Genomic DNA, 13,763 nt, shown 5'->3' on the forward strand with positions numbered 1-13,763 from the left:
CGGTTAGGACAGCGCCCTTTCACGGCGCAGACAGGGGTTCGATTCCCCTTGGGCGTACCATTGCTGGTTTTTCTTTTTCCCTTATAATTCAATCCATTAGCGCCTGATTGGCGTCGCTTCGTGCTACCTGAACTTATTCACAGACAGGTGAAAAAAGGGGCTTGCATGTCAGAAATTTCCTGACTATAAGCGCCCCACACCAGCAGGCGCCCATCGTCTAGCGGTTAGGACAGCGCCCTTTCACGGCGCAGACAGGGGTTCGATTCCCCTTGGGCGTACCATTGCTGGTTTTTCTTTTCCTTTAGAATTGACGCAAATATTACTGGCTGAATTGCCAGGATGCTGTTACGCGCCGGGCTGCAACCTTTTCGAAAGGACAGCATAATGTCGAAAGCAACAGCAATCGTTCCCACCGCCCATGCCAGCCGCTACCTTCAGCAGCTCTGCAAACATTGGGCGCACAAATTCGCAGTCGAATTCACGCCGGAACACGGCACCATCGATCTCGGCGAGAATCGTCTCGTGATTCTCGATGCCGATGCGGAAAAACTGACCACAACGGTTGAAACCTCGGAAGAAAACCTCGCCCGCCTCGAAGAGGTCGTGGCAAGTCACGTCGTCCGCTTCGCTTTCCGCGAGGAACTCGTCTTCAATTGGGTAAAACAGTAACAAAAGCGGGGGGCGTTTACCCTATCTGTAAAAAGCCCGCAAATTGCCCGGAATAGCCATTATCGCATCACAATCCGGGCAAATTCTCCCGCGAAATTCTTCCCAACTTCGAACAAGTGATTTGATGGGGAAGAATAATGACAAGCGAAACAAGAACCACCCTCACCTTTCTCGGCGCCGGCCTCGTTGCAGCCGCAATGGTTCTCGGTGCGGATATGAGCTGGGCCGACGTCGTTAAGGCGCTGTTCTAGGCCAACTGCTCTCGTTCACTGACTAATTTCGCAACGCAATCAGAAAAGCCTTTCGCGCACGCGGCGAACTACTCTAAATCGACGCATGATTTTTCAAACACCTTTGGTTACCGGCAGGCTGGAACGCCGCTACAAAAGATTTCTGGCCGACGTCACACTTGACGATGGGCGCTTCATCACTGCTTCCGTGCCCAACACTGGCTCCATGCTCGGATTGACCGCTCCAGGTTCTCGCGTCTGGCTGAGTGTTTCGGATGCCCCTCACCGCAAATATGCCCATACGCTGCAGATCGTCGAAGCGGATAACACACTGGTCGGCGTGAACACCGGCTTGCCGAACAGGATCGCCGAAGAAGCAATCCTCAACGGTCTTATTCCTGACCTCGCAGGATATGCCAGCCTCAAGCGTGAACAGAAATATGGCCGCAACTCGCGCATCGACCTATTGCTGGATGACGGTCCGCGCCAGCGAGCCTATGTCGAGGTCAAGAATGTACACTTTATTCGCACGCTCGGATTAGCGGAATTCCCCGATACGGTGACGGCGCGAGGCGCAAAACATCTTGATGAACTCGTCGACGTTGTTGCCGCTGGTCATCGGGGCGTGATGCTGTTTATTATCCAGCGAAACGATTGCAGCAGATTCAGCATTTCGGGTGATCTCGACCCCACTTACGCACGCGCTTTTGAACGTGCGCGTGCAAACGGGGTTGAGGCTTGGGCCGTTCGGTGCCACATAACGGACAAAAGCATTGATGCCAGTGAGCTGGTGCCAATTGAGTAGACTAAGACGGATCGAGTGATGGTAACCTATATCGAAGCAACAAGCGCACCCATGAAATATACGGGCCAGATCAGGCTCTATGGCCCCGAGGCTTTCGAGGGTATGCGCACGGTCTGCAACCTGACGGCACGCTGTCTCGATGCCCTCAACGATATCGTCAAGCCGGGCGTGACCACCAATGAAATCGACCGCTTCGTGTTCGAGTTCGGCATGGATCACGGCGCGTTTCCGGCAACGCTGAACTATCGCGGCTATACGAAATCAACCTGCACGTCGATCAATCACGTCGTCTGCCATGGCATTCCGAACGAGAAGCCACTGCGCGAGGGTGATATCGTCAATATCGACGTGACTTATCTCCTTGATGGCTGGCACGGCGATTCAAGCCGCATGTATGCGGTAGGCGAAATCAAGCGCGCCGCTGAGCGGCTGCTTGAAGTCACCTATGAAAGCCTTCTGCGTGGGATTGCCGCCGTAAAGCCTGGCGTGAAAACCGGCGCTATCGGCGCCGCAATTCAGACTTTTGCCGAAGGCGAGCGCTGCTCCGTTGTGCGCGATTTCTGTGGTCACGGCGTAGGGCAGCTGTTCCATGATGCGCCGAATATCCTCCATTACGGCACGCCGAATGAAGGTGTCGAGATCAAGGAAGGCATGATCTTCACGATCGAGCCGATGATCAATCTCGGCAAGCCGCACGTGAAGGTCCTCGCCGACGGCTGGACCGCGGTTACCAGAGACCGTTCGCTGACGGCACAATATGAACATACGGTGGGTGTTACGAAGGATGGCTGCGAGATATTTACACTCTCTCCGGCCAATGTCTTCGGCCCATCTTCCATGAGATAACGGCGAAGAGATATCGCCTCGATAATTGTCTGGTCTGTTTTTGCGGGGGTTTAAACAGGATGGCAAAGAGCAAGAATGAGCCGGGTAACACTGAGTTGCCCGGTTTCAGTGATACACTTCAACTGACGCCGAAGATCGACAAGCCGCATTATGCCGGACATCGTGATCGTCTCAAACAGCGCTTTCGGGATACTCCCGATGCGCTGGCGGACTATGAACTGCTCGAAATGTTGTTGTTTCGCGCCATTCGCCGCGCCGACACCAAGCCGCTCGCCAAAGCTCTACTGATGCGGTTCGGCTCGATTGCCGAAGTACTGGCCGCCCCCGAAAAGCTGATTGCCGAAGTTCCCGGCGCCGGTCCTACTGTGGCGCATGAACTCAAGCTTGTAGAGGCTGTCGCCAAGCGAAGTGCGCGCAGCACCGTCATGGAGCGCGAAGTACTCGGCTCATGGAACAAGGTGATCGAATATTGCACTGCGGCCATGGCTTATGAGACCCGCGAGCAGTTCCGCATCCTGTTTCTCGACAAGAAGAACAAACTGATTGCCGATGAAGTCCAGCAGACAGGCACGGTGGACCACACGCCGGTCTATCCGCGCGAAGTGGTCAAACGGGCTCTGGAACTCTCCGCCACCGCCATTATTCTGGTCCACAACCATCCTTCCGGTGATCCGACACCATCGCGCGCCGACATCGACATGACCAAGCAGCTCGTCAACGCTGCCAAAGCACTCAACATCACGGTGCATGATCATGTCATTGTCGGAAAGCACGGCCATGCCAGCTTCCGTGGACTGGGATTGATCTAACAAAAATTTCCGCATCCAGCAGTTACCGATTGTTAAGCATAGCGCGAAGAATGGTTGCGCATTGCATGGAAATCGCTCGAATTTTCTTAAATTTGGACACAATCAGAGGTGAGACGAGAGCCAGTTCGAAGGCACAGCCTTTCGATGGATATAATGAATTCAGGCATGTTTCCCGCCAGCGTTTCCAGACGGGAAAATCGGAGTAAAAAATGTTGAAGCGTTCTATCACCGCAGTGGCGCTTGGCGCCGCAATCGTTGCTTTTGCAGGTTCGGCTTTCGCTGCCGACATGATGGGAGCAACCGACTATTCCTATAATGATCCTGTCGCCGCAGGCCCGCATGACTGGTCCGGCAACTATATCGGCGCACAGGTCGGCGCTTCTTCGTCCAGGGTTCCCGGTCCTTTCACCAACCGCACTGGTGCTCTTGGCGGCGTTGTCGTGGGCAAAAACATGCAGAGCGGCAATGTCGTGTTTGGCGGAGAACTCGAAGGAAACTTCGCCGAAGCCGAACATCGCATCGGCAATGGCGGCAGCCTTCAGCAGTCATGGAACGGCAATGCCAAGGGCAAGGTCGGCTATGCTTTCGACAAGACGCTCGTTTACGGCACGGCTGGTTACGGCGTGACCCGCTTCAAGGCCAAGGACAACACCACCTCGGCTCCGGGCTGGGAAGGTGGCGCACTGGTTGGCGCTGGCGTTGAACAGGCCCTGAGCGGCCCGCTTTCCGTAAAGGCCGAATATGACTTCCAGCGCTTTAACGACGTGAAGTCCCGCGTCAACGGCGTGGAACAGCGCAACAATCTGAAGAACCATTCGATCAAGGCCGGTCTGAACTACAAGTTCTAGAGCATGTCTCCCGAAAGTGGGAACCGGTTTCGGGATAAGGACATGCTTAAAAACAAGCAGCTAGAGCATTTCCGACGATTCAAGCGAAACAGGAAATGCTTGAGGCCCCGCGATCCGATGCGAAACTTCATTCTGTTTTTGCATCAAGCAATTCTGCATTTGCACAAAGGGCTGCGTTTCATAGCGCAGCCCTTTCGTTTTGCATAAATTTATCTTCATTTCGCAGTCTGACTACGTCATTCGATGGCTTGACTCCGACAGGCACTAACCGATTATAAATTGGCAGTGGAAGTGCGGGGAACAATAAGAGCGAAAAGCTCAACCACCATATCGGGAGGTTATCTTACCTTGCCGTGTTGTCTCCTCGCGCCTGAACACTTGGATATGTGGCTCTGCTGTCGCAGACCATGCAGTCAGGAATGAAAGAATGCAGCGCGTTTTTGACGGACACAACGATGTCCTTCTGCGGCTTTGGGAAAATGCCCGCAAGGGCCAAGACCCGATCAAGGAATTTATCGACGGGACGGATATCGGCCATATCGATCTCCCCCGTTCGCGCAAAGGCGGTCTCGCCGGTGGAATATGCGCCATCTACATACCTTCGGGCGAGCATATCGAACTGGGCAAGCCGGATGCCAATGGCCACTACGAAACGCCACTTTCAGTGCCGCTGGAACGTAGTCCCTCCCTCGACATCGCTCTCGAAATCGCCGCCATCGCGTTGAAGCTGGAAGCTGCCGGAGGCTGGAAGCTTTGCCGCAATGGCCGCGACCTTGACGAAACGCTGAACAGCGACACATTCGCCGCCGTGCTGCACATGGAAGGCTGCGAAGCCATCGATGCCGATCTGGCTGCTCTTGAGGTCTTTTATGCTGCCGGCTTGCGTTCACTCGGACCGGTGTGGAGCCGCAACAACGTTTTCGCTCACGGTGTTCCATTCGCCTATCCGATGAGCCCCGATACTGGCCCGGGCTTGACCGATGCAGGCAAGCGTCTGGTCAAAGCGTGCAACACCAAGGGCATTCTGATCGACCTGGCGCATATCACCGAAAAAGGTTTCTGGGATGTGGCCAAACTGAGCGATCAGCCGCTGGTCGCCAGCCATTCCAACGCACACGCCCTCACCCCTGTCGCCCGCAACCTGACCGACCGTCAGCTTGATGCGATCCGCGAGAGCAAGGGTCTTGCCGGACTGAACTACGCCACGACGATGCTGCGCGCCGATGGCAAGGAAGACGCCAACACGCCGCTGTCCGATGTAGTTCGCCACGTGGATTACATGGTTGAACGCATGGGCATCGACTGCGTAGCGCTCGGTTCGGACTATGACGGCGCAACAATTCCAGCCGAAATCGGCGATGCCGCAGGCACGCAAAACCTTGTCGATGCACTGCGAAAAGCGGGCTATAGTGAACAAGAGCTAGCAAAACTTTGCCGGGGCAATTGGGTACGGGTTCTGAAACAGGCTTGGCACGAAGCGGCCTGATCTGGTGCGCATCCCGAAAAGTGTGAAACGGTTTTCGGAACAAGATGTGCGAAAAAACAAAGACAAAATCCCAAACAAAATCATAGGAAGGGGACTCTCAACATGATGCATTTCGGACGTTTTCGTATTCTGGCTGCGGGTGCAGCACTTGCCGCCGTACTGGCCGCAAATCCAGCCTGGTCGGCCACGCCAGCCGACACGCTGGTTCAGGCATGGGCCATCGATGACACGATCACGCTGGACCCGGCAGAATCCTTCGAACTGAGCCCGGCCGAATTCATCGGCAACGCTTATGACATGCTCGTTCGCCTCGATATCAACGACACGTCGAAAGTCATACCGGGCGTCGCTGAAAGCTGGACCGTTTCCGACGATGGTCTCACCTATACGTTCAAGCTGAAGAAGGACATCAAGTTCGCTTCCGGCAACCCGATTACCTCCGCTGACGTGGCTTATTCCTTCGAACGCGCCGTGCGTCTCGACAAGAGCCCGGCCTTCATCCTGACCCAGTTCGGCCTGACCAAGGATAACGTCAACGAAAAGGCGAAAGCTGTTGACGATACTACCTTCGTCTTCACCGTCGACAAGCCGTATGCACCAAGCTTCGTGCTGAACTGCCTGACCGCGACCGTCGCTGCTGTCGTCGACAAGAAGCTCCTCGAAGAACACGCCGAGAAGGTTACGCCGACCGACGACTACAAATACGACACCGACTATGCCAACGCATGGCTGAAGACCAAGTCGGCAGGTTCGGGCCCGTTCGCGATCCGCGAATGGCGCGCCAATGAAGTCGTCATTCTGGAACGCAACGACAATTATTACGGCGAAAAGGCCAAGCTCAAGCGCGTCTTCTATCGTCACGTCAAGGAAAGCGCGACGCAGCGCCTGATGCTTGAATCCGGCGACGTCGATGTGGCACGCAATCTGGAGCCGGGCGACTACGAAGCCGTTCTGAAGAACGACAAGCTGACGACCGCCAGCGCTGCCAAGGGCACGGTTTATTACATCAGCCTCAACCAGAAGAACGCAAATCTGGCCAAGCCGGAAGTTCGCGAAGCGTTCAAATATCTGGTCGATTATGATGCAATCGGCTCGACCCTCATCAAGGGCATTGGTGAAATCCGCCAGACCTATCAGGCAAAGGGCGTTCTTGGTTCTCTCGATGCTGCGCCTTACAAGCTCGACGTTGCCAAGGCGAAGGAACTTCTCGCCAAGGCGGGTCTGAAGGACGGTCTCTCGGTCACGTTCGACGTCCGTAACGGCCAGCCGGTCACCGGCATTGCCGAATCCTTCCAGCAGACTGCGGCTCAGGCTGGCGTGAAGATCGAAATCATCCCCGGCGACGGCAAGCAGACGCTGACCAAGTATCGTGCCCGTAACCACGACATGTATATCGGCCAGTGGGGCATGGACTATTGGGATCCGAATTCCAACGCCGAAGCTTTCACCAGCAACCCGGATAATAGCGACGACGCATCGACCAAGACGCTTGCATGGCGCAACGCCTGGGACATCCCGGAACTAACCAAGCAGACGCAGGCAGCTCTTCTGGAACGCGACAACGACAAGCGTGCTGAACAGTACAAGAAGCTTCAACAGGAAGCTCTCGACCAGAGCCCGTTCGTCATGCTGTTCCAGCAGGTTGAAGTTGCCGGCATTGGCGGCAACGTGAAGGGCTACAAGCTCGGCCCGACATTCGACTCCAACTTCCTGGCGAACGTCAGCAAGGAATAGTCGGTCACGCCTTGGCGCATGAAAGTTTTTCATGCGCTGAATCGGCCTAAAAACAAGAAGATGGAGCGGTTTTCTGAATCAAAAAGGAAAGCCGCTCCAGAGCGTTTCCAGCGAACCTTTTTCGTGTCCGGAAATGCGTCACAACACGAAATGGAACGGCTCATCAAAACCGTTCTAGGGCTTTTCAAGCAAAGATGACTGGGACTTCAGATCACCCCTGTTCTGAAATGTTCTCATTGTCGGAAGCGGTCAAAACATTGAGTAACACTGTAACCACGAAAAAGGTAAGGCGAGCGCCCCGGCGTTCAACGGTCCTTGCCGCGTCGTTAGCCAGCTTTCTGGTTATCGTCATCACGACCTATCTGGGCCTTCTGGCCGTCACATTCTTTATTGGCCGTGTGGTGCCGATCGACCCCGTGCTTGCCATCGTCGGCGACCGTGCTCCTGCGCATGTCGTGGCGCGCGTGCGGGAAGAGATGGGCTTCAACCTGCCCTATTACCAGCAGTTCTATCTTTACGTTAAGGGCGTGCTGCAAGGCGATTTCGGCACTTCGGTACTGACGACCAATCCGGTCATGACCGACATTCGCCGCGTTTTCCCGGCGACCATGGAACTCGCTACCGTCGGCACCATCATCGGCGCTTTGTTCGGCATTCCGCTCGGCGTTCTCGCCGCCGTGAAGCGTGGTAGCCTCGTCGACCAGATTGTGCGCGTGATCGGCCTCGTTGGCTATTCGGTGCCGATCTTCTGGCTCGGTATGCTGGCACTTCTGATCTTCTATGCGCGGCTCGGCTGGACCTCGGGTCCCGGACGTATCGACATCACATTCGAATACACGTTCACTCCGATCACCGGTTTCTACCTGATCGACGCGATCATCCAGCGCGACTGGCCAGCTCTCAAGGATATCGTCTCCCACCTTATCCTGCCGTCGGCTTTGCTCGGCTACTTCTCCTTGGCCTATATCAGCCGCATGACCCGTTCCTTCATGCTCAATGAGCTGGAACAGGAATATATCGTTGCTGCTCGCGCCAAGGGTATTTCGGAAACCCGCATCATCTGGGGCCATGCGCTGCGCAATGCCGCCGTCCCGCTCGTGACTGTGATTGCGCTTTCCTATGCCGGACTTCTGGAAGGTTCGGTTCTGACCGAAACCATCTTCTCCTGGCCCGGCCTCGGACTCTACATCACCAATTCCCTCCAAAACGCTGATATGAATGCCGTTCTCGGTGGCACTATCGTTATCGGGTCGGTCTTTATCGCGCTCAACCTCGTGTCCGATCTTCTCTATCGGGTTCTCGATCCAAGGACGCGCGTACGATGAGCCAAATGACAGATATTTCCAACCTCTCATGGCGTGAATGGCTGCTTACCGAGCGACCCCAATCGCGCACCCAGGCCCGTCTTGGCCGCGCCTATATGGTCTGGCGGCGTTTCACCGCCAACAAGCTGGCCGTCCTCGGCCTTCTGATTATCATCGGCCTGCTCGTCGTCGCAGCGCTGGCCGATGTGCTGGCGCCGCATTCGCCGGTTATCGGCGATCTCGCCAATGCCCGCCTGCTGCCGCCGGGAACACCCGGCTATCTGCTCGGCACCGACGATCAGGGCCGCGATATTCTTTCGCGTCTGATCTATGGCTCCCGCCTCACCCTCTATGTGGTGTTGCTGGTCGCCATCATCGCCGCGCCTATCGGCCTTCTGGTCGGTACTGTCGCCGGTTATGCCGGTGGTTGGGTCGATGCCGTACTGATGCGCATCACCGATATCTTCCTTGCCTTCCCGAAGCTCATTCTCGCGCTGGCCTTCGTTGCTGCTCTCGGACCCGGCATCGAAAATGCTATCATCGCCATCGCGATCACCTCATGGCCACCCTATGCGCGTATTGCGCGTGCGGAAACGCTCACTGTGCGCAACTCGGACTATATCTCCGCCGTTCGCCTGATGGGCGCTTCGCCGATCCGCATCGTCGTACGCCACATCATGCCGCTCTGCACATCTTCGCTGATCGTGCGTGTGACGCTCGACATGGCAGGCATCATCCTGACGGCAGCAGGCCTCGGCTTCCTCGGCCTCGGCGCACAGCCGCCATTGCCGGAATGGGGCGCGATGATCGCTTCCGGTCGCCGCTTCATTCTCGACCAGTGGTGGGTTGCCGCCATGCCGGGTATCGCGATCCTCATCGTCAGCCTTGGCTTCAATCTTCTGGGCGATGGCCTGCGCGATGCGCTCGATCCGCGGGGTAACAACCAATGAAGCCTCTTCTGACTGTTGATGACCTGCGCGTCACCTTCCCGACGCGCACAGGCGCAATCGAGGCCGTGCGCGGTGTCAGCTTCGAGCTTGGCCGCGAGCGTCTCGGTATTGTTGGCGAATCCGGCTCTGGCAAATCCCAGACCGGTCGCGCCATCATGGGACTCACGCCGCTCCATGCGCAGATCACTGCCAGGAAACTTGAGTTCGATGGCATCGATCTTCTTAATGTGTCGGCTCGTGAGCGCCGCGCCTTGCGCGGTGGCCGCATCGCCATGGTGTTGCAGGACCCGAAATATTCGCTCAATCCTGTCATGACCATCGGCAAGCAGATCGCCGAAACGCTGAAGGCCCATGGCAAATTCAGCAGCGATGAAATCCGCAAGCGCTCAATCGCCATGCTCGAAGCCGTGCAGATTCGTGATGCTGAACGCGTCATGAGCCTTTATCCGCACGAAGTTTCGGGCGGTATGGGCCAGCGCGTCATGATCGCCATGATGCTGGTCGCCGAGCCGGAAATGCTGATCGCCGACGAACCAACTTCGGCCCTCGACGTGACGGTTCAGCTTGAAGTGCTCGGCATTCTCGACAGACTGGTTGCCGAACGCGGCATGGGGCTGATCTTCGTCAGCCACGACCTGCGCCTCGTTTCTTCATTCTGCGACCGCGTTATCGTCATGTATGCGGGCAAGATCGTGGAGGAAATTGCGGCAAAGGACCTCGCCAATGCGAAACATCCCTATACGCAAGGATTGCTGAACTGCATGCCGAAAATCGGAGCCGATCGCCATCCCCTGCCAACCTTGCAGCGCGAGGAGGCTTGGAAGCTATGACAGGGGAAACTATGAGCACGGCATCTGCACTGAGCGTCGACAATATCGACGTCTATTTCGACCATTTCCATGCGCTGAAATCGGTGAGCATCGACGTAGCGCGTGGCGAATCCTACGGTCTCGTGGGGGAATCCGGTTCCGGCAAGTCGACCCTGCTGCGTGCCGTTGCAGGACTGGCACCCGTTGAAGACGGCGAAATCCGCATAGACGGGCAATTGCTGAAGACGCCGCGCGACAAGGCATTCTATCGCAATGTCCAGATGGTGTTTCAGGACCCTTACGGCTCGCTGCATCCCCGGCAGACCGTGGATCGACTGTTGCTGGAGCCGCTTGCCATCCATGGCGTCGGCGACACGGAACAGCGCATCGTGAAGGCGCTCGATGAAGTCGGCCTCGGTTCCGGCTTCCGCTTTCGCTATCCGCACCAGCTTTCAGGCGGCCAGCGCCAGCGTATCGCCATTGCCCGCGCCCTGATCGTTGAGCCCAGCATATTGCTGCTCGATGAGCCGACCTCAGCGCTCGATGCATCGGTTCAGGCGGAAGTCTTGAACCTGCTCGAACAGGTTCGGCGTGACCGCAACCTGACCTTCGTCATGGTCAGCCACGATCTTGGCGTTGTGACCCATATGTGCGACCGGCTTGCTGTCATGCGTAATGGAGAGGTCGTGGAACAGCTGCAGGCAGACGATCTTGTCAGCGGCAATATCCATGCCGACTATACGAAGAACCTGATGCGGGCCAGCGAAGGCTTCCGCAGATAATGCAAAAGCTTGTCTCCCAGAAGGGGCAACCAGCTTTGGGATAAAGACATGCGAAAAAACAAAGGGGACCTGCCGGTCCCCTTTTTCATTGCATCAATCGTCGGATGCCTTGCGCGGTGTGTCGCCATCCTGCCCGCGCCGCCAATAGGCGACAATAAGCTGGCGATCCTTCGCAATATTACGTTCCTTGCGCATATAGGTGCGGATCGACCGGAATGCGTTGAACTCGCAACCGGCCCAGACGTAAATGTCATCCTCGTCTTCCGGTAGTTCGACTGCGCGGACCGCATCCTGCAGCAATGTCGTCGTTCCGGCTTCCGCACCGTCGCGGTTCAGCCACTGCAGATCGACATCAGCTCGCGAGACAAGTTCCTGCTCTTCCGAAGCACTGCCAATCTCGACGCGCACGACCGCCTTGGTCCCTTCCGGCAGACGCTCCAGAATGCGCCCGATGGCAGGTAGCGCGGTTTCATCGCCCGCAAGCAGATACCACTTCGCATCGCCTGCATCACCACCGCCCGGACCCGTCATCCCGACAATATCGCCCGGCTTGGCACTGACAGCCCAGCCGGAACCCGGCGCATCGCAATCATCGCCATGGACGACCATATCGATATCCACCCAGCCGGCTACGCTATCGATGTTGCGGATCGTATAGACACGTGTGGCAAGCTTGGCTTCGCCATCCGGCCAGACAGGACGGCCATCTTCGCCGGTTGTGGGCCATTGCGGCTTGGCCAGACCTTCTGGAGGAAACAGCAGGCGGATATGAAGGCCCAACTGCGAGAAGCGGAACAGGTTGTCGCCCTTCAGACGAATACGACGCATATGCGGCGTTACGTTCGATACTGCGACGACCTGCATCTCGCGGAAGTAAGGCAGCGGTAGTCCAGCGGCCCCATCACCTTCCCAGATAATCTTCGGTTTGGCGCTGCCCTTGTCGAGAAATTCCAGCACATGCTCGGCGATGGAATATTTCATATAGGCAAGACCGGTTTCGTCCTCGCTTTTGACGTCGACGCTAACCGTTTCATCATCCCATTGCACATCAGCCTGACCGAAGCTCAGCACCAGCTTGGCCGTGCTGCCCTGCCGATGCACGTCGGCATGCTCGACAAAATGATCGAGGAGCTGATTGACCACATGACCGGCATTTGTGAGCGCAAAGCGGGTATTGGCGTTGAGTTCGGACATGCCCCGTCCTCCTTTGGGAAACAATTTTCCCAGCCTTACCCGAATATAACATGACTATTCAAGTCATCATTTCGATTTGAACCCGCAATAAATTGTGACGGGCAGTGCCTGTCGCCAGACATCGAAAGAGCCAAGTGCGCCCGCTTGCGCAACGCCAAGACGCGTCAATTCTCCGCCGAATTTCTCACGCCAGTTGAAAAGCAGCATCTCGCTTTGCAAGGTCACTGCATTCGCGACAAGCCTGCCACCCGGTTTCAGCGCGTTCCAGCAGGCTTCCAGCACGCCGTCATCCGTTACACCGCCGCCGATGAAGATCGCATCCGGCGTTTCCAGCCCTTCCAGTGCACAGGGCGCCCCGCCCTTGACCAACTGCAATCCCGGAACCCCCAATGCCGCGCGATTTCGCTCGATCATGGTTTGCCGCTGTTCACTCGCTTCTATGGCAATCGTGCGACATGAAGGATGAACACGCATCCATTCAATGCCGATCGATCCGCAACCGGCGCCGACATCCCAAAGCAGTTGACGCGGCAATGGCTGCAATCGCGATAGAGTGACAGCACGAACGTCGCGCTTGGTCAGTTGTCCGTCATTCTCAAACGCTTCATCGGGCAGGCCAGCGACGGGAGAAAACGCGCGCGCATCCGGCGCAGCGACACATTCAATCGCCAGCACATTGAGATCGGCACATCGCCCGTGCGACCAGTTTTCGGCGGAACCCTGAACCCGGCCTTCCTTCGGCCCGCCAATATGTTCAAGCACCGTCATCAGGCTTTGGCCAAAACCCTTGTCCTTGAGGATTGCCGCGGCTTTGGTTGGCGTCGAACCGTCATTGCTGAGCACAAGAAGTTTCTCGCCAGGCAGAATGTGCGGGAGCAAAAGCTCGAACGGGCGACCATGCACACTGACCGTTCGCACATCCTGAAGCGGCCAGCCCATGCGTGCAGCAGCAAGCGAAAAAGAGGACGGATAGGTAAGAACAAGCATTTCCTCTGGCGAGAAATGCCGGGACAAAGTCGCTCCCACACCAAAAAACATTGGATCGCCGCTTGCCAGCACAACCACCGGCTGGCCGCGATATGCCTCAATCATCGCGAAAGCTTCGTCTAATGGAGATGGCCAGGCCACGCGTTCAGCTTTGATATCGCCACTCAGAAAATCCAGATGACGCTTGCCGCCAAAAATGACCGCAGCGGAATTGAGTGCCGCGAGGGCCGTTTTCCCAAGCCCATCCAGTCCATCTTCACCGATCCCGATCACTGTCAGCCAGCGTGCCATGCGCGATGCTCCTTTTCCC

The 13,763-nt window shown here is 56.7% G+C and carries 13 protein-coding genes and 1 tRNA gene; 12 read left to right on the forward strand and 2 right to left on the reverse strand.

The annotated features are described in order from the left end of the window. Window positions 1–206: 206 nt before the first annotated feature. The 12 genes from KWJ32_RS12455 to KWJ32_RS12510 all read left to right on the forward strand — a co-directional run bounded on the left by KWJ32_RS12455 (window position 207) and on the right by KWJ32_RS12510 (window position 11,272). A tRNA-Glu gene (locus tag KWJ32_RS12455) sits at window positions 207–281 on the forward strand. Window positions 282–384: 103 nt separating this feature from the next. Beyond that, complete coding sequence (locus KWJ32_RS12460; protein ID WP_010659874.1) at window positions 385–669, forward strand: DUF2218 domain-containing protein; 285 nt, start codon at window positions 385–387, stop codon at window positions 667–669. Window positions 670–1,005: 336 nt separating this feature from the next. Then, a complete protein-coding gene (gene sfsA / locus KWJ32_RS12465) occupies window positions 1,006–1,704 on the forward strand; it encodes a DNA/RNA nuclease SfsA (protein WP_151609965.1) in 699 nt (232 codons plus the stop codon). Window positions 1,705–1,722: 18 nt separating this feature from the next. Next, on the forward strand, window positions 1,723–2,550 hold the full coding sequence (gene map, locus KWJ32_RS12470) for a type I methionyl aminopeptidase (protein WP_010659871.1): 828 nt from the start codon (window positions 1,723–1,725) through the stop codon (window positions 2,548–2,550). A gap of 59 nt (window positions 2,551–2,609) precedes the next feature. Beyond that, complete coding sequence (radC, locus tag KWJ32_RS12475) at window positions 2,610–3,359, forward strand: DNA repair protein RadC (protein ID WP_151609967.1); 750 nt, start codon at window positions 2,610–2,612, stop codon at window positions 3,357–3,359. A gap of 209 nt (window positions 3,360–3,568) precedes the next feature. Then, window positions 3,569–4,207 (forward strand): outer membrane protein, encoded by a 639-nt coding sequence (locus KWJ32_RS12480; protein WP_010659869.1) that lies wholly within the window; start codon window positions 3,569–3,571, stop codon window positions 4,205–4,207. Window positions 4,208–4,634: 427 nt separating this feature from the next. Then, the gene (locus tag KWJ32_RS12485; RefSeq protein WP_012091885.1) at window positions 4,635–5,693 is read left to right on the forward strand and encodes a dipeptidase; all 1,059 of its coding nucleotides are present in this window, start codon (window positions 4,635–4,637) and stop codon (window positions 5,691–5,693) included. A 102-nt stretch (window positions 5,694–5,795) separates the two neighbouring features. After that, window positions 5,796–7,427, forward strand: a complete 1,632-nt coding sequence (locus KWJ32_RS12490; protein WP_012091884.1) for an ABC transporter substrate-binding protein — start codon at window positions 5,796–5,798, stop codon at window positions 7,425–7,427. Window positions 7,428–7,684: 257 nt separating this feature from the next. Beyond that, the gene (locus KWJ32_RS12495; protein ID WP_040130111.1) at window positions 7,685–8,752 is read left to right on the forward strand and encodes an ABC transporter permease; all 1,068 of its coding nucleotides are present in this window, start codon (window positions 7,685–7,687) and stop codon (window positions 8,750–8,752) included. Then, window positions 8,749–9,681: an ABC transporter permease gene (locus KWJ32_RS12500; RefSeq protein ID WP_012091882.1), complete on the forward strand. Its 933-nt coding sequence runs from the start codon at window positions 8,749–8,751 to the stop codon at window positions 9,679–9,681. Before KWJ32_RS12495 ends, KWJ32_RS12500 begins: the two co-directional genes overlap by 4 nt. After that, a complete protein-coding gene (locus tag KWJ32_RS12505; protein WP_151609971.1) occupies window positions 9,678–10,511 on the forward strand; it encodes an ABC transporter ATP-binding protein in 834 nt (277 codons plus the stop codon). The genes KWJ32_RS12500 and KWJ32_RS12505 overlap by 4 nt, the downstream gene beginning before the upstream one ends. 11 nt (window positions 10,512–10,522) lie before the next feature. Next, the gene (locus KWJ32_RS12510) at window positions 10,523–11,272 is read left to right on the forward strand and encodes an ABC transporter ATP-binding protein (RefSeq protein WP_040129229.1); all 750 of its coding nucleotides are present in this window, start codon (window positions 10,523–10,525) and stop codon (window positions 11,270–11,272) included. Between the two features lie 93 nt (window positions 11,273–11,365). Here KWJ32_RS12510 and KWJ32_RS12515 read toward each other — a convergent pair whose 3' ends face one another. After that, window positions 11,366–12,466: a siderophore-interacting protein gene (locus tag KWJ32_RS12515; RefSeq protein WP_151609973.1), complete on the reverse strand. Its 1,101-nt coding sequence runs from the start codon at window positions 12,464–12,466 to the stop codon at window positions 11,366–11,368. 66 nt (window positions 12,467–12,532) lie between these two features. Continuing rightward, window positions 12,533–13,744, reverse strand: coding sequence for a precorrin-6y C5,15-methyltransferase (decarboxylating) subunit CbiE (cbiE, locus tag KWJ32_RS12520; RefSeq protein WP_151609975.1), 1,212 nt, complete (start codon window positions 13,742–13,744; stop codon window positions 12,533–12,535). Between the last annotated feature and the right edge of the window lie 19 nt (window positions 13,745–13,763).

It is taken from the genome of Ochrobactrum sp. BTU2 (assembly GCF_024539785.1).
GTDB lineage: Bacteria > Pseudomonadota > Alphaproteobacteria > Rhizobiales > Rhizobiaceae > Brucella > Brucella anthropi.

Coding starts and splice junctions, on each gene's coding strand:
- KWJ32_RS12460 (WP_010659874.1), top strand. CDS start 385: ATGTCGAAAGCAACAGCAATCGTTCCCACCGCCCATGCCAGCCGCTAC.
- sfsA (WP_151609965.1), top strand. CDS start 1,006: ATGATTTTTCAAACACCTTTGGTTACCGGCAGGCTGGAACGCCGCTAC.
- map (WP_010659871.1), top strand. CDS start 1,723: ATGGTAACCTATATCGAAGCAACAAGCGCACCCATGAAATATACGGGC.
- radC (WP_151609967.1), top strand. CDS start 2,610: ATGGCAAAGAGCAAGAATGAGCCGGGTAACACTGAGTTGCCCGGTTTC.
- KWJ32_RS12480 (WP_010659869.1), top strand. CDS start 3,569: ATGTTGAAGCGTTCTATCACCGCAGTGGCGCTTGGCGCCGCAATCGTT.
- KWJ32_RS12485 (WP_012091885.1), top strand. CDS start 4,635: ATGCAGCGCGTTTTTGACGGACACAACGATGTCCTTCTGCGGCTTTGG.
- KWJ32_RS12490 (WP_012091884.1), top strand. CDS start 5,796: ATGATGCATTTCGGACGTTTTCGTATTCTGGCTGCGGGTGCAGCACTT.
- KWJ32_RS12500 (WP_012091882.1), top strand. CDS start 8,749: ATGAGCCAAATGACAGATATTTCCAACCTCTCATGGCGTGAATGGCTG.
- KWJ32_RS12505 (WP_151609971.1), top strand. CDS start 9,678: ATGAAGCCTCTTCTGACTGTTGATGACCTGCGCGTCACCTTCCCGACG.
- KWJ32_RS12510 (WP_040129229.1), top strand. CDS start 10,523: ATGAGCACGGCATCTGCACTGAGCGTCGACAATATCGACGTCTATTTC.
- KWJ32_RS12515 (WP_151609973.1), bottom strand. CDS start 12,466: ATGTCCGAACTCAACGCCAATACCCGCTTTGCGCTCACAAATGCCGGT.
- cbiE (WP_151609975.1), bottom strand. CDS start 13,744: ATGGCACGCTGGCTGACAGTGATCGGGATCGGTGAAGATGGACTGGAT.